Origin of the sequence: Streptomyces sindenensis, assembly GCF_014649035.1 — a bacterium.
Taxonomy (GTDB): domain Bacteria; phylum Actinomycetota; class Actinomycetes; order Streptomycetales; family Streptomycetaceae; genus Streptomyces; species Streptomyces sindenensis.
In genome coordinates, this window is sequence record NZ_BMSG01000002.1 from 312,297 (window position 1) to 331,447 (window position 19,151).

Annotated in this window: 16 protein-coding genes; 10 read left to right on the plus strand and 6 right to left on the minus strand. The window is 73.1% G+C overall.

The genetic code is table 11. The annotated features are described in order from the left end of the window. Positions 1-61: 61 nt before the first annotated feature. Entirely contained in the window at positions 62-1,408 is a 1,347-nt protein-coding gene (locus tag IE145_RS04705; RefSeq protein ID WP_229825354.1) for an HTTM domain-containing protein, read from the plus strand. Then, positions 1,405-2,094 (plus strand): TrmH family RNA methyltransferase, encoded by a 690-nt coding sequence (locus IE145_RS04710; RefSeq protein ID WP_189519054.1) that lies wholly within the window; start codon positions 1,405-1,407, stop codon positions 2,092-2,094. Before IE145_RS04705 ends, IE145_RS04710 begins: the two co-directional genes overlap by 4 nt. On the opposite strand, the gene paaN is transcribed toward IE145_RS04710, so the two are convergent. Further along, positions 2,095-3,795, minus strand: coding sequence for a phenylacetic acid degradation protein PaaN (gene paaN / locus IE145_RS04715; protein WP_189519055.1), 1,701 nt, complete (start codon positions 3,793-3,795; stop codon positions 2,095-2,097). 157 nt (positions 3,796-3,952) lie between these two features. Here paaN and IE145_RS04720 point away from each other — a divergent pair, with 157 nt between their 5' ends. After that, positions 3,953-4,561, plus strand: coding sequence for a TetR/AcrR family transcriptional regulator (locus IE145_RS04720; protein ID WP_189519056.1), 609 nt, complete (start codon positions 3,953-3,955; stop codon positions 4,559-4,561). 81 nt (positions 4,562-4,642) lie between these two features. Here IE145_RS04720 and IE145_RS04725 read toward each other — a convergent pair whose 3' ends face one another. Continuing rightward, positions 4,643-5,218, minus strand: coding sequence for an Lrp/AsnC family transcriptional regulator (locus IE145_RS04725; protein ID WP_189519291.1), 576 nt, complete (start codon positions 5,216-5,218; stop codon positions 4,643-4,645). A 276-nt stretch (positions 5,219-5,494) separates the two neighbouring features. Between IE145_RS04725 and pdhA the strand changes: the two genes are divergently transcribed. From pdhA to IE145_RS04760, 7 genes are all read left to right on the plus strand, one after another. Continuing rightward, a complete protein-coding gene (pdhA, locus tag IE145_RS04730) occupies positions 5,495-6,655 on the plus strand; it encodes a pyruvate dehydrogenase (acetyl-transferring) E1 component subunit alpha (protein ID WP_189519057.1) in 1,161 nt (386 codons plus the stop codon). Beyond that, positions 6,652-7,683 carry an alpha-ketoacid dehydrogenase subunit beta gene (locus IE145_RS04735; RefSeq protein ID WP_189519059.1) on the plus strand — a complete coding sequence of 344 codons (1,032 nt, stop codon included), beginning with the start codon at positions 6,652-6,654 and terminating at the stop codon, positions 7,681-7,683. Before pdhA ends, IE145_RS04735 begins: the two co-directional genes overlap by 4 nt. Then, positions 7,683-9,113 carry a dihydrolipoamide acetyltransferase family protein gene (locus tag IE145_RS04740; RefSeq protein WP_189519062.1) on the plus strand — a complete coding sequence of 477 codons (1,431 nt, stop codon included), beginning with the start codon at positions 7,683-7,685 and terminating at the stop codon, positions 9,111-9,113. Before IE145_RS04735 ends, IE145_RS04740 begins: the two co-directional genes overlap by 1 nt. A gap of 84 nt (positions 9,114-9,197) precedes the next feature. Further along, entirely contained in the window at positions 9,198-10,163 is a 966-nt protein-coding gene (locus tag IE145_RS04745) for a DUF6457 domain-containing protein (protein WP_189519064.1), read from the plus strand. Beyond that, positions 10,160-11,920, plus strand: a complete 1,761-nt coding sequence (locus IE145_RS04750; protein WP_189519066.1) for a molybdopterin molybdotransferase MoeA — start codon at positions 10,160-10,162, stop codon at positions 11,918-11,920. The genes IE145_RS04745 and IE145_RS04750 overlap by 4 nt, the downstream gene beginning before the upstream one ends. Further along, positions 11,878-13,020 carry a potassium channel family protein gene (locus IE145_RS04755; RefSeq protein ID WP_189519068.1) on the plus strand — a complete coding sequence of 381 codons (1,143 nt, stop codon included), beginning with the start codon at positions 11,878-11,880 and terminating at the stop codon, positions 13,018-13,020. Before IE145_RS04750 ends, IE145_RS04755 begins: the two co-directional genes overlap by 43 nt. Positions 13,021-13,069: 49 nt before the next feature. Next, positions 13,070-14,059, plus strand: a complete 990-nt coding sequence (locus IE145_RS04760; RefSeq protein ID WP_189519070.1) for an NAD(P)H-quinone oxidoreductase — start codon at positions 13,070-13,072, stop codon at positions 14,057-14,059. Between the two features lie 51 nt (positions 14,060-14,110). On the opposite strand, the gene IE145_RS04765 is transcribed toward IE145_RS04760, so the two are convergent. The 4 genes from IE145_RS04765 to IE145_RS04780 all read right to left on the minus strand — a co-directional run bounded on the left by IE145_RS04765 (position 14,111) and on the right by IE145_RS04780 (position 19,107). Further along, on the minus strand, positions 14,111-14,659 hold the full coding sequence (locus IE145_RS04765; RefSeq protein WP_006125928.1) for a bacterial proteasome activator family protein: 549 nt from the start codon (positions 14,657-14,659) through the stop codon (positions 14,111-14,113). Positions 14,660-14,769: 110 nt separating this feature from the next. Beyond that, a complete protein-coding gene (locus tag IE145_RS04770; protein ID WP_189519072.1) occupies positions 14,770-17,625 on the minus strand; it encodes an FtsX-like permease family protein in 2,856 nt (951 codons plus the stop codon). Further along, on the minus strand, positions 17,622-18,404 hold the full coding sequence (locus tag IE145_RS04775; RefSeq protein ID WP_189519074.1) for an ABC transporter ATP-binding protein: 783 nt from the start codon (positions 18,402-18,404) through the stop codon (positions 17,622-17,624). Before IE145_RS04775 ends, IE145_RS04770 begins: the two co-directional genes overlap by 4 nt. 79 nt (positions 18,405-18,483) lie before the next feature. Continuing rightward, positions 18,484-19,107 (minus strand): PadR family transcriptional regulator, encoded by a 624-nt coding sequence (locus IE145_RS04780; protein WP_189519076.1) that lies wholly within the window; start codon positions 19,105-19,107, stop codon positions 18,484-18,486. Positions 19,108-19,151 lie beyond the last annotated feature (44 nt).

Here is a 19,151-nt window from a genome sequence, read left to right on the forward strand (position 1 = left end):
GCACCCGGCCCCGCAGAACCCGGTCCCGCAGAACCCGGCCCCGCCGTCGGTTGCATCGCGGCTGACCGGCCCGCAGCCCGCCGGGCCCCGGGCACCACGTTCCGGCGGCCCCGGTGGTGGGCTGGCCCGTGGCCTTCAGCGCGTCACCGCTTCGGCCCTCGGCCCGTACCAGAGCGCCGTCGTCCGGATCGGTTTCGCCGCCACCTACCTCTTCTTCCTGCTGCGCGAGCTGCCGCACCGCCATGAGCTGTACGGTCCGGACAGCCCGTGGCACTGGGACCTCGCCCGTCAGCTCACGGAGGGCAACCGGGCCTTCTCCGTCCTGATGTGGACCGACAGCACGGTCTGGTTCGAGGCGGTCTACGCCCTCACGCTGCTGTCAGCGGCGGCGCTGATGCTCGGCTGGCGGACCCGGACCATGTCCGTCCTCTTCATGGTCGGCGTGCTCTCCGTGCAGAACCGCAGCATCTTCATGGGCGACGGCGGCGACAACGTCGTCCACCTCATGGCGATCTACCTGGTGCTGACACGCTGCGCCCAGGTCTGGTCGCTGGACGCCCGCCGCGCGGCGCGCAACGCGCAGCGTGCCGCCGAGGGACTCCCGCCCCTCCGGGACATCGTGGGCCCGGTGCTCTGGGTGGTCCTCGGCCACGTTCTCGTGACGGCCACCCTGATGGGCGGGCTCGGCGGCACCTGGTGGCTGCCGACGCTGCTGTGGATCCTCTGGCTCTCCGCCGCCGCCTGGTGGGTCGTGAACCGGTACGCGCCGCACGGCGAGCCCCGCACCCTGTTCGACGTGCTGGCCAATCTCACGCACAACGCCACGCTCGCCGTGATCATGGCCGAGGTCTGCCTGATCTACGCGACCGCCGGCTGGTACAAGATCCAGGGCTCGCGCTGGCAGGACGGCACCGCGCTCCACTACCCGCTCAACCTCGACTACTTCACCCCCTGGCCCGCCCTCTCGGAGACCCTGGGCGCCAGCGGGCTGATGGTGATGGTGCTGACGTACGGCACGGTCATCGTCCAGGTCGCCTTCCCGTTCACGCTGTTCAACCGGCGGGTCAAGAACGTCCTGCTGGTCATGATGATCGGCGAGCACGCGGGGATCGCCCTGCTGCTCGGGCTGCCCTTCTTCTCCATGGCGATGATCGCGGCCGACGCGGTGTTCCTGCCGACGGCCTTCCTCGTGTGGCTCGGCACCCGGGCCACGATCGGCAGGCGGCGACTGCTCTCCCGGCTGCCCGGCCGGTCCCGTACGCAGGGGAAGCCCGGGACGCCCGCCCGCGCGGACGGCCCGGACGGCCCGGCCGGCCGGCCGGCGGACGGTCCGGCGCGGGACGGCCACGGCGGTACGGAGGAGCCCCGGCTCCAGGGCGGCGGCGGGGGCCATACGCTCGTCGGGTGAGCAGTGAGACCGGCAGAACCCAAGAACCCCCTGCGGAACCCTTCCAGTACGACGAGGGCTACGGCCAGCCGATCGGCGTCGGGCCGCACCCGCTGCCCTGGCCCGACGACGAGCGCTACGACCCGGAGCTGCTGGCCGGGGGCGACCGGCGCAACGTCGGCGACGCCTACCGCTACTGGACGCGGGAGGCGATCGTCGCCGATCTCGACCTGCGGCGGCACGACTTCCACGTGGCCGTGGAGAACTGGACCCACGACTTCAACATCGGCTCGGTCGTCCGGACCGCCAACGCCTTCCTGGCCAAGGAGATCCACATCGTGGGCCGGCGGCGCTGGAACCGGCGGGGCGCCATGGTCACCGACCGCTACCAGCACGTCCGCCACCACTCCGACACGGCCGACCTGACCGCCTGGGCGACGGCCGAGGGGCTGCCGATCATCGGCATCGACAACCTCCCCGGCGCCGTACCCCTGGAGCGCACCGAGCTGCCGCGCCGCTGCGTCCTGCTGTTCGGACAGGAGGGGCCGGGCCTCACCGAGGAGGCGCGCGAGCACGCCACGACGGTGTGCTCGATCGCGCAGTTCGGCTCGACCCGGTCCATCAACGCCGGAGCCGCCGCGGCCATCGCGATGCACGCGTGGATCCAGCGGTACGCCGATGTCCCGGACCCGCGGGAGACCCGCTAGTCACGCCTGGCGGCGCACCTCCACCACCCGGAAGCGGTTGGCGACGAACGCCGCGTCGCACAGGGCCGCGTTGGCCGCCGGGTTGCCGCCGGAGCCGTGGAAGTCGGAGAAGGCGGCGGTCTGGTTGACGTACACCCCGCCGGTCAGGTTCAGCGAGAGCTGGGCCGACTCGTCCAGGCAGACGTCCTCGATCGCGCGCTCCACCTCGGGCGAGGTGGTGTACGCGCCGACGGTCATGGCGCCCTTCTCCCGGATCGTGCGGCGCAGCAGGTCCAGGGCGGCGTCCGTCGACTCGACGGCGACGGCGAAGGACACCGGTCCGAAGCACTCCGAGAGGTAGGCGGCGCCGTCGTCGGGCTTGGTGCCGTCGAGCTTCACGACGACCGGCGTACGGACGACCGCGTCCGGGAACTCCGCGTTGGCGACCGTCCGCGACTCCAGCGCGACCTCGCCCAGCGCTCCCGCGGCCTCCACCCGGGCCCTGACATCCGGGTTGACCAGTGCGCCGAGCAGGGCGGCGGCGCGGGCGTCGTCGCCGAGCAGACCGGTGACGGCGGCCGAGAGGTCGGCGACCACGTCGTCGTAGGACTTGGCGCCGGCGTCGGTGGCGATGCCGTCCCGGGGGATCAGCAGGTTCTGCGGGGTGGTGCACATCTGGCCGCTGTACAGCGAGAGCGAGAACGCCAGGTTGGCCAGCATGCCCCGGTAGTCGTCGGTCGAGTCGACGACGATGGTGTTGACGCCGGCCTTCTCCGTGTAGACCTGGGCCTGGCGGGCGTTCTCCTCCAGCCAGTCGCCGAACGCGGTGGAGCCGGTGTAGTCGATGATCCGGATCTCGGGGCGGACCGCCAGGGTCTTGGCGATGCCCTCGCCGGGCCGCTCGGCGGCCAGCGCGACCAGATTCGGGTCGAAGCCCGCCTCTCCCAGGACGTCGCGGGCGATGGACACCGTGAGGGCCAGGGGGAGCACGGCGCGCGGGTGGGGCTTGACCAGCACCGGATTGCCCGTGGCGAGGGAGGCGAAGAGGCCGGGATAGCCGTTCCACGTGGGGAAGGTGTTGCAGCCGATGACCAGGGCGACGCCGCGTCCGGAGGCGATGAACGACTTGTGCAGCTTCAGCGGATCGCGCTTGCCCTGCGGCTTCGACCAGTCGGCCGTGTCGGGAGTGCGGACCTGCTCGCGATAGGCGTACGCCACGGCCTCCAGGCCGCGGTCCTGGGCGTGCGGGCCGCCCGCCTGGAACGCCATCATGAAGGCCTGACCGCTCGTGTGCATCACGGCGTGGGCCAGCTCATGGGTGCGGGCGCTGATCCGCGACAGGATCTCCAGACAGACCAGGGCCCGGACCTCCGGTCCCGCCGCCCGCCAGGCGGCCGTGCCGGCCTTCATCGCCGGCAGCAGGACGTCCGGGTCGGCGTGCGGATACTCGACGCCGAGCTCGGGGCCGTACGGCGAGGTCTCGCCGCCGACCCAGCCATCGGTGCCCGGCTGCCCCAGGTCGAACCGGGTGCCCAGCAGCGCGTCGAAGGCGGCCTTGCCCTCCGCCGCCCCGAGGCTGCCCGGGGCGCCGCCCTCGCCGTAGGCCTTCGGGTGCTCGGGGTGCGGCGACCAGTACGCGCGGGTACTGATCACGTCGAGGGCCCGGTCGAGCGTGGGCCGGTGGGTCTCGGACAGCTGCTGGGGGGTGAGCGCGGAGGCCATGGCGGACCAACTCCTCATCGAGCCGGGCGGGGACGTACGGACGGAGTTAGAGTAACCGAACGATCGGTCGGGACAAGGGGCCCTCCGGGAACCTGTGGACAACTTCGATGGTCCCCGCCTGTGCGGGGCTGATCCCTCATGGGGGAGGATCGCGGACATGACCACGGCCAAGCGGGACACGTACACACCGGAGACCCTGCTCACCGTCGCCGTCCGTGTCTTCAACGAGCGCGGCTACGACGGCACGTCCATGGAGCATCTCTCCCGGGCGGCGGGTATCTCGAAATCCTCCATCTACCACCATGTGGCGGGCAAGGAGGAGCTCCTGCGCCTGGCCGTGAGCCGGGCGCTCGACGGGCTCTTCGCCATCCTCGACGAGCCGGGGGCGCAGCGCGGGCGCGCGGTGGAGCGGGTCGAGTACGTCACGCGCCGGACCGTCGACGTGCTGATGGAGGAGGTCCCCTACGTCACCCTGCTGCTGCGGGTGCGCGGCAACACGAAGACGGAGCGCTGGGCGCTGGAGCGGCGCCGCGAGTTCGACCAGCGGGTGGCGGAGCTGCTCCAGGCCGCGGTCGCCGAGGGCGATCTCCGGGCCGACGTGGACATACGGCTGGCGACCCGGCTGCTGTTCGGCATGGTGAACTCCCTGGTCGAGTGGTACCGGCCGCAGCCGGGCGGTTTTCCCGGGGAGGAGCAGCTCGCGGACACGGTCGTCCAGCTGGCCTTCGAGGGAATGCGGGCGAGCGGCGCCCGCCGAGCCGACTGAGCTCACCGAGCCGACTGAGCTCACCGAGCCGGCTGAGCTCGCCGAGCCCGTCCGGGCATCGGGTGACCGCGCACGGCGCGCTCAGGCGAGTTCGGCCGACCGGTCCGGGAGCGGCCCGAGGTCCGTCTCCTCGAACACCAGCAGCGTGCGCGTCGAGAGCACCTCGGGGATGGACTGGATCCGGGTGAGGACCAGCTCGCGCAGCGCCCGGTTGTCCGGCGTGTGTACCAGCAGCAGTACGTCGAAGTCGCCGCTGACCAGGGCGATGTGCGTGGCCCCCGGCAGCGCCTGGAGCTGCTCGCGCACGGTGCGCCAGGAGTTCTGCACGATCTTGAGCGTGATGTACGCGGACGCCCCCTGGCCGGCCCGCTCGTGGTCGACCCGGGCGCCGAAGCCGCGGATCACGCCGTCCTCGACGAGCCGGTTGATCCGGGCGTAGGCGTTGGCGCGCGAGACGTGGACCCGCTCGGCCACGGACCGTATCGAGGCGCGGCCGTCCGTCTGGAGGATCCGCAGGATGTCGCGGTCGATGGCGTCCAGCGGCCGCGCGGGCGGAACCGGGCCCGGAGCCGGCCCCGGCTCCGGGCCCGCGGGGGCGGCGGCCGACGGTGTCGGGGCGGGCGGGGTCCGGTCCTGCTCCTCGCCCCTGTCGGCCATTTGTTCAGCTGCCATCGGCCCGCGCCTCCCTGTCGTGGACGACCTGTACCCATCCCAGGCTGTGGAGAACCGTTTGTCCACAGGCTGGCGGCGCCTGTAGCCAAAATGCGCTTGCGACCGAACAATCGGTAGGTGAGGCACGCCACACCTGTGCCCCGTCCAGCTCCCGATGCCCCGCTCCCGATCGACACCCTCGACACCCATCGACACCGCCGATCGACTCGACACCGCCGATCGACACCCCTCGATTTCCCTCGATGCCAGGAGGTGCTTCTCATGACGGTCCAAGAGCTGCCCGGCGCGGCCGCCTACCGGCCCACGCCGCCCCCGGCCTGGAAGCCGATCACCGACCCCGCCCCGCTGCTCCCGGACCCGGAGCCCTACCGGGTGCTCGGTACGGACGCGGTCGCCGACGCCGACCCCGAGCTGCTGCTGCGCCTCCACGCGGAGCTGGTGCGCGGGCGCCGCTACAACGCCCAGGCCACCGCGCTGACGAAGCAGGGCCGGCTGGCGGTCTACCCGTCGAGCACCGGCCAGGAGGCGTGCGAGATCGCCGCCGCCCTGGTGCTGGAGGAGCGGGACTGGCTCTTTCCCAGCTACCGCGACACGCTCGCGGCCGTCGCGCGCGGTCTGGACCCGGTCGAGGCGCTGACCCTGCTGCGCGGCGACCGGCACACCGGCTACGACCCGCGCGAGCACCGCATCGCCCCGCTGTGCACCCCGCTCGCCACCCAGCTCCCGCACGCCGTGGGGCTGGCGCACGCCGCCCGGCTGAAGGGCGACGACGTGGTGGCGCTCGCCATGGTGGGCGACGGCGGCACCAGCGAGGGCGACTTCCACGAGGCGCTGAATTTCGCGGCCGTCTGGAAGGCCCCGGTCGTCTTCTTCGTCCAGAACAACGGCTTCGCGATCTCCGTGCCGCTGGCCAAGCAGACCGCCGCCCCCTCCCTCGCCCACAAGGCCGTCGGATACGGGATGCCGGGCCGCCTGGTCGACGGCAACGACGCGGCGGCGGTGCACCAGGTGCTGAGCGAGGCCGTGGCGCGGGCCCGGCGCGGCGAGGGGCCGACGCTTGTCGAGGCGGTCACCTACCGCATGGAGGCCCACACCAACGCCGACGACGCCACCCGCTACCGGGTCGACAGCGAGGTCGAGGCGTGGAAGGCGCACGACCCGGTGCGGCTGCTGGAGCGTGAGCTGACGGAGCGCGGGCTGCTGGACGACGCGGGCATCGAGCAGGCGAAGGAGGCCGCCGAACGCATGGCCGCCGCCCTGCGCGAGAGGATGAACGCGGATCCGGAGCTGACCCCGATGGACCTCTTCACCCATGTGTACGCCGAGCAGACGAGCCAGCTCCGGGAGCAGGCCGCCGCCCTGCGCGCCGAGCTGGACGCCGAGCAGGACCACGACGAGCACGGCCCGGAGGCAGGACGATGACCACGGCGGCAGTGACGGCCGACGGCCGCCCCGTGAAGGCGAAACCGGCCACGATGGCGCAGGCACTCGGGCGCGCGCTCCGCGACTCGATGGCCGAGGACCCCACCGTCCACGTGCTCGGTGAGGACGTGGGCACGCTCGGCGGGGTCTTCCGGATCACCGACGGGCTGGCGAAGGAGTTCGGCGACGACCGCTGCACCGACACCCCGCTGGCCGAGGCAGGCATCCTCGGCGCGGCCGTCGGCATGGCGATGTACGGGCTGCGGCCCGTGGTGGAGATGCAGTTCGACGCGTTCGCCTACCCGGCGTTCGAGCAGCTGATGAGCCATGTCGCCAAGATGCGCAACCGCACCGGCGGAGCCATGCCGCTGCCGATCACCGTGCGGGTGCCGTACGGCGGCGGGATCGGCGGGGTCGAGCACCACAGCGACTCCTCCGAGGCGTACTACATGGCCACCCCCGGCCTGCACGTCGTCACACCGGCCACGGTCGACGACGCGTACGGGCTGCTGCGGGAGTCGATCGCCTCGGACGACCCGGTGGTCTTCCTGGAGCCCAAGCGGCTCTACTGGTCCAAGGCCGACTGGTCGCCCGAAGCCCCCGCCGCGGTCGAGCCGATCGGCCGGGCCGTGGTGCGCCGGCCCGGGCGCAGCGCCACCCTGATCACGTACGGGCCCTCGCTGCCGGTCTGCATGGAGGCCGCCGAGGCGGCCCTCGCCGAGGGCTGGGACCTCGAAGTGGTCGACCTGCGGTCGCTGGTGCCGTTCGACGACGAGACGGTGGCCGCGTCGGTGCGGCGCACCGGGCGGGCGGTCGTCGTGCACGAGTCCCCCGGATTCGGCGGTCCCGGCGGCGAGATCGCGGCCCGGATCACCGAGCGGTGCTTCCACCATCTGGAGGCTCCGGTGCTGCGGGTGGCCGGGTTCGACATCCCCTACCCGCCGCCCATGCTGGAGCGGCATCATCTGCCGGGAGTGGACCGCGTGCTCGACGCGGTGGCCCGGTTGCAGTGGGAGGCGGACAGCTGATGGCCCAGGTGCTCGAATTCAAGCTGCCGGACCTCGGCGAGGGACTGACCGAGGCCGAGATCGTCCGCTGGCTGGTGGAGGTCGGCGATGTCGTCGCCATCGACCAGCCCGTCGTCGAGGTCGAGACGGCCAAGGCGATGGTGGAGGTGCCCTGCCCCTACGGGGGCGTGGTGACCGCGCGGTTCGGCGAGGAGGGCACGGAACTCCCCGTCGGCGCCCCGCTGCTGACGGTCGCCGTCGGAGTTCCTGAGGGGTCTTCCGGCTCCGGCGAGGATTCCGGCTCCGGCACGGAGCCCTCGGGCGGCTCGGGGAACGTGCTCGTGGGGTACGGGACCGGCGCGCCGGCCGCCCGCCGCCGGCGCATCCGCCCGAACCGGCTCGACCGGACGGTGACCGAGGCCCCGGTCTCCCGCGCGCCGGTGGTGAAGGCCCCGGTGCTCGAAGCCCCCGTGGTCACGGTCCCGGCCGCCGACGCCGCGGCGTCCGAGGGGCCCGTGCCGGTGGTCTCTCCGCTGGTACGCCGGCTGGCCCGGCAGAACGACATCGATCTGCGGCGGCTGGCGGGTTCGGGCCCCGACGGGCTGATCCTGCGCGCCGACGTCGACCGGGCGATCCGGACGGCGGAGGAGACCGCGGCGGCGACGGCGCGTGCGGCCCGGGCCCCGGTGCAGGCCCAGGCCCCGACGGCAGCCGTGGCGGCAGCCCCGAACGGCGTAGCCGCCGCCGCGGACGCCGAGCGGATCCCGCTGCGCGGAGTCCGCGGAGCGGTCGCCGACAAGCTCTCGCGCAGCCGGACCGAGATTCCCGACGCCACCTGCTGGGTCGACGCCGACGCCACCGAGCTGATGGCGGTCAGGGCCGCGATGAACGCCGCCACGGGCCCGTCCGCCGGGCCGAAGGTGTCGGTCCTGGCCCTGCTGGCGAGGATCTGCACGGCGGCGCTGGGCCGGTTCCCCGAGCTCAACGCCACCGTGGACACGGAGGCCCGGGAGATCGTCCGGCTGCCCGGCGTGCACCTCGGGTTCGCCGCCCAGACCGAGCGGGGCCTCGTCGTCCCGGTCGTCCGGGACGCGCACACCCGTAACGCCGAGTCGATCGGGGCAGAGATCGCCCGGCTGACCGAGCTGGCGCGCACCGGGAAGCTCAGCCCGGCCCAGCTGACCGGAGGCACGTTCACGCTGAACAACTACGGGGTGTTCGGGGTCGACGGTTCGACGCCGATCATCAACCACCCGGAGGCGGCGATGCTCGGCGTGGGCCGGATCATGCCCAAACCCTGGGTGCACCAGGGCGAACTGGCCGTACGTCAGGTCGTCCAGCTGTCCCTCACCTTCGACCACCGGGTGTGCGACGGCGGAACGGCGGGCGGCTTCCTCCGGTACGTGGCGGACTGCGTGGAGCAGCCGGCGGTGCTGCTGCGCACCCTGTAGCCGCCGGGTGCCCCTGTCGCGGTGGCCGGTCTTCCGGCCACCCCGGCGGGGGCGTCGCTCCGGGGCGCCGCCCATACTCGACGTATGACCGCCTACGACGTGATCGTCCTTGCCGGAGGGGCCGCGAAGCGGCTCGGCGGCGCCGACAAGCCAGGAGTCCGGGTGGGCGGCCGGGCGCTGCTCGACCGGGTCCTCGCGGCATGCGACGGCGCGACGCGTACCGTCGTGGTGGGCGACCGTCGCGTGACCGTCCGGCCGGTCCTCTGGACCCGGGAAGTGCCTCGGGGCGGAGGTCCGTTGGCGGCGCTGGACGCGGGGCTGCGGCTGACGACGGCGGACCTCGTTCTCGTACTCTCCGCCGACCTTCCGTTCCTCGGGCCGGGCACCGTCGACGCGCTGCTCGCCGTCGCCGTACAGCCCGGAGGGGAAGGGGCCCTGTGCACCGGTCCCGACGGGCGCGACCAGCCGCTCGTGGCCGCGTACCGGGCCGAGCCGCTCCGCCGGGAGCTGGCCCTGATCGCCACGGAGCACGGGAGCCTCGCCGGGCTTCCGCTCCGGCTGCTGACGGCCGAACTGGACCTCGCCCGGATCGACGCGGGCCCTGACGCCGCGTTCGACTGCGACACTTGGGACGACATCGCCGCCGCCCGAGCCCGGATCAGGGAGCATGGGGCCGTGCTGGACGAATGGATCACCTCGGTCAAGAACGAACTGGGAATCGAACTCGACGTCGACACCGGTGTCCTGCTCGACCTCGCCCGTGACGCCGCGCACGGAGTCGCCCGGCCCGCCGCCCCGCTCACGACCTTCCTGGTCGGGTACGCGGCGGCCAGGGCGAGCGCCGGTGCGGGCCCCGACGAGGCCGCCGCGGCGGTCGCGGAGGCTTCGCGCAAGGCCACCGCCCTCGCGCTGCGCTGGGAAGCGGAGGCGGCGGAGGCGGCGAAGCCGACGAGGTCGGCAGAACCGGCGAGTGAGGGCGGCGATGCGGCGGGCGGGTCGACGGGCGGGGCGAAGCCCGGCACGGGCCGCGAGGGGACCGGGGCACCGTGACCGGCTCCGACGGGCCGCACCGCGAGCCCGGCAGCGACTTCCGTCCCGCCGGGCCCGCGAGTGATCGCGCACGCGAGGAGGAGGAGCGGGCCGTCGAGCAGGCACTCGCCCTGGTCGGCGGGTCCGACCGGACCGGCGGGCCGGGCGGGCGTCCCAGTCGCAGCCAGGACCCCCAGGACCACCAGGACCCCCAGGACCACCAGGACCCCCAGGACCACCAGGACCCCCAGGACCCCCAGGACCCCCAGGACCCCCAGGACCCCCGGGACCCCCACGACCCCCGGGACGAGAACCCGAACCCCGGCCCGAGCAACGACCCGCACACCCGCCGGAGCGGCGACAGCGCCCCGTACAACGATCGCGACAACGCCCCGCACGACGATCGCACCACCGCCACCACCGCCACCACCGCCACCACCGCCACCACCGCCGGAACCGCCACCGCCGCCAACGCTTCGGCACCCGGCAGCGGACGGCCGCCCCACCCCGGCCGGCCCTCCCCGGGCGGCACCGCGAAGCCCACGCCCACACCCCCCTCCTGGGACCGGGCGCGGGCCATCGCGGCCCGGGCGGGGCGGGGCGGCCCGACCGCGACGATCCGGTTGCCGCTCGACCGCGCCCTGGGGCACGTGCTGGCCGAGGCGCTCGGCGCGCTCACCGATCTGCCGTCCTTCGACACCTCGGCCATGGACGGCTGGGCGGTCGCCGGGCCCGGGCCCTGGGCGTTCGAGACCGGGGCGGGGCTTCTCGCCGGCCGCGGCGCGGCCGCCGCGCTGGCCGACGGCACCGCCGTACCGATCGCCACCGGCGCCCGCGTACCGCCCGACACCACGGCGGTCATCCGCAGCGAGCACGCCCATGTCGACGAGGCCAGGGGGCTGCTGCACGCCCGGCGGTCCGTGGTCACCGGACAGGACATCAGACCCCGGGGCCAGGAGTGCCGTTCGGGCGAGCAGCTCGTCCCGGCCGGGACGGTCGTGACCCCGGCGGTGCTCGGCCTCGCCGCGGCCGCCGGGTACGACGCACTGCCCGTCGTGCCCCGTCCGCGCGTCGACGTCCTCGTCCTCGGCGACGAGCTCCTCAACGCCGGTCTGCCGCACGACGGGCTGATCCGGGACGCTCTGGGCCCCATGCTCGGCCCCTGGCTGCGGGCCCTCGGCGCCGAGGTCTCCGCCCCGCGCCGGCTCGGGGACGACGCCGGGGATCTGCGCTCCGCCCTCACCTCCTCCGACGCCGACCTGATCGTCACCACCGGGGGCACCGCCGCCGGTCCGGTCGACCATGTGCACCCGGTCCTCGACGCCCTTGGGGCCGAACTGCTGGTGGACGGGGTCGCGGTCCGTCCCGGCCACCCCATGCTGCTGGCCCGGCTGGCGCCGGACGGGCCGTATCTCGTCGGGCTGCCCGGCAATCCGCTCGCGGCCGTATCGGGTCTGCTCACGCTCGCGGAACCACTGCTCGCGGGCCTCGCGGGCCGCCCCGCCCAGGACCCGTACCGGGCCCTCGTCCATGCCGAGGTGCACGGCCATCCCCACGACACCCGCCTCGTCCCCGTGGTCCACCGGCCGGGCCGGGCGGGCGGCCGGGACCATGTCGCGCCGCTGCGCTACAACGGGCCCGCGATGCTGCGCGGGATCGCCGCGGCGGACGGACTGGCTGTAGTGCCGCCGGGCGGGGTACGGTCCGGCACCGAGGTGGAGATTCTGGATCTCCCATGGGCCCCGGCGACGCCGTGGACAGAAGGGTGTTTCACGTGAAACTTCCCGGCCACGATGCGATGGCCAGGCGAGCCGACGAACTGGTCCTGCCGACCCGGGTGATGCTCCCGCGCCGGGTGGCCGTCGGCCCGGCCCGCCAGGTCGCCAAGCGCCTGCTGATGGCGCTGCTCGTACTGGCCGCGACCGTGCTGATCGTCTGGCTCGACCGTAGCGGCTACAACGACAACGCCGACGGCGAGGTCGACCTGCTGGACGCGATCTACTACGCGACGGTCACCCTCTCCACCACCGGGTACGGCGATATCACGCCGCAGAGCGACGGAGCCCGGCTGATCAATGTGGTGGTCGTGACACCGCTGCGCGTGATGTTCCTGATCATCCTGGTCGGTACCACTCTCGAGGTCCTCACGGAGCGGACCCGGGAGGACTTCCGGCTGAAGCGTTGGAGAGCCAACTTGCGAGACCACACCGTCGTCGTCGGCTTCGGCACGAAAGGCCGTTCGGCGATTCTCACCCTCTGTACCACCGGCCTGTCGAAGGAACAGATCGTCGTCGTCGACCCGGCCTCCAAGGTGATCGAGGCCGCCAACGCCGAGGGATACACCGGCGTGCTCGGTGACGCCACCCGCAGCGATGTGCTGCTGCGCGCCGAGCTCCAGAAGGCGCGTCAGATCATCATCGCGACCCAGCGCGACGACACCGCCGTCCTGGTCGCGCTGACCGCGCGCCAGTTGAACCGCGGAGCGAAGATCGTGGCCGCGGTCCGTGAGGAGGAGAACGCGCCCCTGCTCCGGCAGTCCGGCGCGGACGCGGTGATCACCAGCGCCAGTGCCGCCGGACGGCTGCTCGGCCTCTCCGTGCTCAGCCCGAGCGCGGGCACCGTGATGGAGGACCTGATCCAGCAGGGCAGCGGCCTCGACCTCGTCGAACGCCCGGTCATAAAGGCCGAGGTGGGCAAGAACGTACGGGAGACCGATGACCTGGTCGTCAGTGTGCTGCGCGGACACCGGCTGCTCGGTTACGACGACCCGGCGGCCAGCCCCCTGCAGTTGACGGACCGGGTCATCACCATCGTCCGGGCGAGCCCCAGTTCCGCCGGGGCGCCGAAGAACCCGATGCCTCCGCACCAGCGACCCTGATCGACGAGGCGTCCGCCCGGGCGAGCGCGGCGGGAGTAGCCTCGCGGCCATGCATGCGATCACGATTCCCGAACCCGGTGGCCCCGAGGCGCTCGTGTGGGCCGAGGTGCCCGATCCCGTACCCGGTGACGGCGAGGTCCTCGTCGAGGTCGTCGCCGGCGCTGTGAACCGTGCCGACGTGCTCCAGCGGCAGGGCTTCTACGACCCGCCGCCCGGCGCGTCCCCCTACCCCGGCCTGGAGTGCGCGGGCCGTATCGCCGCGCTCGGTCCCGGGGTGACCGGATGGGCGGTCGGCGACGAGGTGTGCGCGCTGCTGTCGGGCGGCGGTTACGCGGAGAAGGTCGCCGTGCCGACCGGGCAGCTCCTTCCCGTACCGGAGGGTGTCGGCCTGGTGGAGGCCGCGGCGCTGCCCGAGGTCACCGCGACGGTGTGGTCCAACGTCTTCATGGTGTCCCATCTGCGCCCGGGCGAGACCTTCCTGGTGCACGGCGGCTCCAGCGGCATCGGGACGATGGCGATCCAGTTGGCGAAGGCGGTCGGGGCCCGGGTGGCGGTCACGGCGGGCAGCCCGGAGAAGCTCGCGCGGTGCGCCGAGCTGGGGGCGGACATCCTCATCAACTACCGCGAGCAGGACTTCGTCGAGGAGATCCGGGAGAACACCGCCGGGGCGGGGGCCGATGTCATCCTGGACCTCATCGGCGCCAAATACCTGGACCGGAACGTCCAGGCGCTCGCCGTCAACGGCCGTCTCGCGATCATCGGTCTCCAGGGCGGGGCCAAGGGCGAGCTGAATCTCGGGGCCCTGCTGACCAAGCGGGCCGCCGTCACCGCGACCTCCCTGCGGGGCCGCCCGCTCCAGGAGAAGGCCGCCATCGTCGCCGCCGTACGCGAGCACGTGTGGCCGCTGATCGGCGGCGGGGTGGTCAAGCCCGTGGTGGACCGGGCGCTGCCGATGCCGGACGCCGCCGAGGCGCACCGGGTGCTGGAGTCCAGTGCGCACATCGGCAAGGTGCTGCTGGTGGCGCCTGCGGCGGGCTGATCAGGACCGTTCCCGGTCCGGGCGTGACCCGGACCGGGAACGGAGGCGGATTTACAGGTAGGGGCCGGAGCGGATCGGGCCGTGCGGGTCCGCGCCGCCCTCCTCGTCCTCGTGGGCCATGCCGGGCGGCAGGGCGCGGCGCATCTGCTCCAGTTGGGCGCGGGCCGCCATCTGCTGGGCGAACAGCGCCGTCTGGATGCCGTGGAAAAGGCCCTCCAGCCAGCCCACGAGCTGGGCCTGGGCGATCCGCAGCTCGGCCTCGGAGGGCACCGACTCCTCGGTGAACGGCAGGGAGAGCCGTTCCAGCTCCTCGACCAGCTCGGGCGCCAGACCGTCCTCCAGCTCCTTCACGGAGCTGGCGTGGATCTCCTTGAGCCTGACGCGGCTCGCCTCGTCGAGAGGAGCCGCCCGGACCTCCTCCAGAAGCTGCTTGATCATGCTGCCGATGCGCATGACCTTCGCGGGCTGTTCCACCATTTCCGTCACCGGGACCTCGCGCGACTCGTCGTCACTGGCACCGCCGCCGATAGCCATTCCGTCCTGGCCCACGACAAGGACCTGCGGGTGCTCCTGCGACCGGTCATTCCTCGGCATTTCCATGCCGCCATTGTCTCGCACACGTGCCGTACACCACGGTGGTGCCCCCGAAAACGGAAGATCCACCGTCTTCGGGGGCACCGGAACCCTTCCGGGAAGCCCGGATGTGCCGTTCAGCCCGCGCGCCGGGCCAGGGTCAGCCGGGAACTGGTGAGAGCCGCGGCCAGCAGTCCGGCGAGCACCGGGACGACCACGGCCAGCAGCCCGACGGTCTCCCACGGCATCACGATCGGCGTGTACGCCGACTGCATCGGATCCGCCCGCATGTCCTCCAGCGCCGCGCGCAGGTCGGTCAGGCGCAGGGCGACCGCGGGGACGAGCCCCGCCACCGTCCCCAGCAGGACCCCGGTCAGGGCGACGACCAGGCACTGGAAGCCGGACAGCGAACGCCGTACGCCCGGGGGCGCGCCCACCGCGCTGAGGGTGGTGAGATCGGCCTCCGCGTCGGCCTTGGACAGCCCGGTGGTGATGGCGGCCGCGCCCAGGGTCACGACTCCGGCGAAGAGGGCGAGGATCAGCAGGATCGTGTCGTCCTGGGTCCGGAACACCTCGTTCGAGCTCATCAGGTAGGCACGGTTCCCGGCCCGGTCGAGCGCCGCGTAGGCCGCCTGGCTCTCGGCGTCCGTGGCATCGCGGCCGAGCGCGTAGAAGCTGCCGTAGTCCTCGACGTGCAGTCCGAGCCGTTCGGCGGTCTTCTCCGGCATGACCATGCGGATGCCGGGGGTCGCCGCGAAGCGGTCCGGCGCGACGTACACCTTCAGCCGGTCGGTGGTGGTGCGGGCCTTGCCGGGGTGCTGGGCCCGGTTCTCCTTGTCCCGGTCGTTGTAGAGGTGGGTTGCCTTGAGGGTGACCTCGCCGTTCTTCGCGTACGCCGAGTTCAGCAGGACGGGGGTGCCGTCGGCCAGGGCCTTCGCCGCCGCCGGGTCGTCGAGCTTCACGTAGGTGTCGAGGACGTCCGCCCCGCCAATGATGATCTTGTGGTCGCCGGTGCCGAACGCGACCATCGTGTAGTTCTCGTCCGTGCAGGCCGGGGAGTTCACCATCCGCTTGTGCTCGTCGGCGGAGAGCCGCAGGGCGAGTTCCTTGGCACCCTTGCCCTTCAGCGGGCAGCTGTGGCCCTTGCCGGTGGGCTTGACGAGTTCGAGGGTGCCGCAGCCGTTCTCCTCCTCGTAGTAGACCGAGCAGTCGCTGCCGGCCCAGACCCGTCCGAAGTCGGCGGCCTTGCCGCTGACCGGGTAGTTCTGCTCGACGGCTGCCCGGGAGCGGGGGAGTTCGGCGTCCGCGCCGATGTCGGAGGCCGTCAGCGCGACGGTGCCCGGGGTCAGGTTGGGCTCGAAGTCGAACGCGTGCTGCGCGGCGCTGCTGCTGGTGTACGTGGCGATGGCGACGCTGCCCGCGACGGCCGCCATGACGGCGGCGACGGCGGGGGCGGTGCGGCCACGGTTGCGGGCCGCGTCGCGCAGGGCGATCCGGGGCGTCAGCGGGAGGCGTCGGCCGAGCCGGCCGAGGAAGCCGACGATCACCGGGATGCAGCCGAGCACGCCCAGTTCGGCCAGGACGGAACCGCCGGCGACGAAGGCGGTGTCTCCGGCCACCCCGCCGTAGACCGCGATGCCGACACCCGCGGTGAGCGCGATGACGCCGATCACGGGCAGTACGCGGGAGCTGCGACGGGTGCCGCGCCGGCCGGTGAGCGACTCCAGGACCGACTGGCGGCCCGCGACGATCGCCGGGGCAAGTGCGGCGAGGACACCGGTGACCAGGCCGAGCACGGCGATGCCGAGGATCTCCCAGGGCCGTACGGTCAGTTCGCCGAAGCGGTTGCCGGTGAAGTCCTCGATCATCGGGCGGAACAGCGCGGTCAGACCGAACCCGGCGCCGACCCCGGCCACCGCGCCTCCCGCGCCGAGCACCGCGCCGCCCGCGAGCACCACGGCCCTGACCTGGCCCCGGCTGCCGCCGCACGAGCCGACCAGGCCCAACTGGCGGCGCGAACGCCGCGCGCCCACGGCGAACGCCGGACCGGCCAGCAGCACGATCTCGAGGACGGCCATGGCGGCCACTGTGAGAACCGCGGCGGTGGTCTCCGTCTCGGTGGAGTACCCGCTGCTCATCGAGGACATCGGGACCTCGGAGTCCGGCGGCGGGTTCAGGGCGACCTGGCGGGACTTGACCACCACGCCCCGCTCGTTGGCCGCGAGGATGTCCTGCCAGGTCACGCCCGCCCCGGGCGGTCCTTTCACCAGCCACTTCGGGTCGCTCGGCTGGGGCGGCAGGATCGACTTGTCGCGGTCGGCGGTCTTCTGCCACGGGGCGATGACCGAGCCGGGGAGCGCGTAAAGGGCGTCGGCCCGCAGGTCGGCGGGGAGTTCGACCGTGCCGGTGAGGGTGTAGGCCTGCTCGGGGCCGCGCACGGTGACGCGGTCGCCGATGGACAGCCCGGCCGCCTCGACGAAGTCCGAGGTCCCGGCGATCTCGTTCGGCTTGCGCGGGAAGGCGCCGTCGGTCAGCTCGATCCGGCCGCGGAGCATCGGGTCGGAGATGCGCAGCTCGCTGATCTCGGTGTCGGCGATGCCGTGCCGCGTGGTCACCGACGCGGGCACGCTCCGCTCGGTCAGGGATCGCGAACCCTCCGGGAAGGCGGCCGGTACGTCGACCGGCTGTGCCTGCTCCTCGGGGGTCGGGCCGGGGGTGCCTTCGGGGGTGCTCCAGTTGATGCCGTCAGGCATCTGCTGGAGCTTCAGCGGGCCGACGCTCGTGGCCATGAACCGCGCGTCGGCCGACCCCAGTTCCGCCGTCAGCTCCTCGGCCTTGGTGGGCAGGGCGCTGCGGTAGGTGAGGTCGGCGGCGGTCACGCCGAGGACCGGCAGAGCGATCATCGCGACGACCAGGGCGCTGCGGCCCTTGGCCCGTGCCGCGTCGCGCCGGGCTATGCGGAAGGCTGCGCGCCAGCCGGGGAGAGGGCTCACGCGGTGGCCTCGGTGCTTCCGGCGGCGAGCAGGGCGTCGGCTCCCGTGGTCGCCGTCTGGTCGACGATCGAGCCGTCCCGGAGGAACACGACCCGGTCGGCCCAGGCCGCGTACCGGGGCTCATGGGTCACCATGACGCCGGCCGCGCCCTGGTCGCAACGGGTGCGCAGCAGGGCGAGGATCGCCTCGCCGGTCTCGGAGTCGAGGGCTCCGGTCGGCTCGTCGGCGAGGACCAGGCGCCGGTCGCCGACGAGGGCGCGGGCGATGGCGACGCGCTGCTGCTGGCCGCCGGACATCTCGTCGGGGAAGCGGTCGGCGATCGCTTCGAGTTTCATCTCGGCCAGTGCGGCCAGGGCCTCCTTGCGGGCCTTGCGCACGGAGACGCCGTCGAGTTCGCGGGGCAGTGCGATGTTCTCGGCGGCGGTCAGGGCGGGGATGAGGTTGTAGTCCTGGAAGACGTAGCCGACGCTGCGGCGGCGCAGGGCGGCCATCCCCTTGGCGCCGAGGGCGGCGAGGTCCTGGCCTTCGATGACGACCTGGCCGCTGGTGGCGGTGTCGAGCCCGCCCGCGAGGGTCAGCAGCGTGGACTTGCCGGAGCCGGAGGGGCCCATCACGGCGACCAGCTCGCCCGGGTACACCGCGAGGTGGATCCCGCGCAGGGCGTGCACCTCGGCGACGCCGGAGCCATGGGTACGGGTCAGCGCCCGCAGTTCGAGTACGGGGCTGCCGCCGGGCGTCCCGGAGGACGACGGGGGTGGCTGGGTGGCGGACGCGGGCATGACGGGTGGTTCCCCCTAGGAACAGCTTGTGACGAAGCGGGAATGGTCTGGATCAGGCAGGAGCGGAGGCACCGGTGTGTCAGCGCCGGGAGCGGGCCCGGTCGGCCGGCGTACGGGACGGACCGCGGGCTGCCGTGGGGCTGGGCTCGGCGGAGGGCTCCGTGGCGGCGGCCTCGGCGAGGCGGACGAGCCGTGACTCGCAGTGGTCGAGCCAGCGGGCCTCGGCCTCCGCCTGGAAGATCAGCTGCTCCACGACGAGGAGCCAGGCGACCTCGTCCCGGTTGGCGGGGACGTCGGCCAGGGCCTGGGCCTTGAGCCGGGTGTAGTCCTGCATCGCCTTGAGCGTGTGGTGGCGCTGGGACTGGATGACGTCCCGGATGTCGACGCCCGGGGCCCCCACGGCCATGGCGAGCTTGATGGCCAGTTCGTCGCGGGGCGGACTGGTGCGGTCCACGGGGGTCTCGAACCAGGCGCGCAGTTCCGCGCGGCCCTCGTCGGTGATCGCGTAGAGGTCGTGCCCGGCGTCGTCCGAGCCCTCCTGGACGATCAGGCCGTCACGCTCCAGCCTGCTGAGCGTCGTGTAGACCTGGCCGACGTTCAGGGGCCAGGTGGAGCCGGTGCGCGACTCGAACTCGGTGCGGAGCCGGGACCCGTAACGAGGGCCCCGTTCCAGCAGGGCCAGCAGGCCGTGGCGAATGGACATACTGAGTATGTATACCGAGTATGTTCACTCTGGCAAGTCTCGTC

What these genes read in the sequence shown, in the direction of transcription:
- paaN (WP_189519055.1), bottom strand. Translation starts at nt 3,795, where the DNA reads ATGGCCTCCGCGCTCACCCCCCAGCAGCTGTCCGAGACCCACCGGCCC.
- IE145_RS04735 (WP_189519059.1), top strand. Translation starts at nt 6,652, where the DNA reads ATGACCACGGCGGCAGTGACGGCCGACGGCCGCCCCGTGAAGGCGAAA.
- IE145_RS04740 (WP_189519062.1), top strand. Translation starts at nt 7,683, where the DNA reads ATGGCCCAGGTGCTCGAATTCAAGCTGCCGGACCTCGGCGAGGGACTG.
- IE145_RS04775 (WP_189519074.1), bottom strand. Translation starts at nt 18,404, where the DNA reads ATGCCCGCGTCCGCCACCCAGCCACCCCCGTCGTCCTCCGGGACGCCC.
- IE145_RS04760 (WP_189519070.1), top strand. Translation starts at nt 13,070, where the DNA reads ATGCATGCGATCACGATTCCCGAACCCGGTGGCCCCGAGGCGCTCGTG.
- IE145_RS04745 (WP_189519064.1), top strand. Translation starts at nt 9,198, where the DNA reads ATGACCGCCTACGACGTGATCGTCCTTGCCGGAGGGGCCGCGAAGCGG.
- IE145_RS04720 (WP_189519056.1), top strand. Translation starts at nt 3,953, where the DNA reads ATGACCACGGCCAAGCGGGACACGTACACACCGGAGACCCTGCTCACC.
- IE145_RS04755 (WP_189519068.1), top strand. Translation starts at nt 11,878, where the DNA reads ATGGGCCCCGGCGACGCCGTGGACAGAAGGGTGTTTCACGTGAAACTT.
- IE145_RS04765 (WP_006125928.1), bottom strand. Translation starts at nt 14,659, where the DNA reads ATGGAAATGCCGAGGAATGACCGGTCGCAGGAGCACCCGCAGGTCCTT.
- IE145_RS04780 (WP_189519076.1), bottom strand. Translation starts at nt 19,107, where the DNA reads ATGTCCATTCGCCACGGCCTGCTGGCCCTGCTGGAACGGGGCCCTCGT.
- IE145_RS04725 (WP_189519291.1), bottom strand. Translation starts at nt 5,218, where the DNA reads ATGGCCGACAGGGGCGAGGAGCAGGACCGGACCCCGCCCGCCCCGACA.
- pdhA (WP_189519057.1), top strand. Translation starts at nt 5,495, where the DNA reads ATGACGGTCCAAGAGCTGCCCGGCGCGGCCGCCTACCGGCCCACGCCG.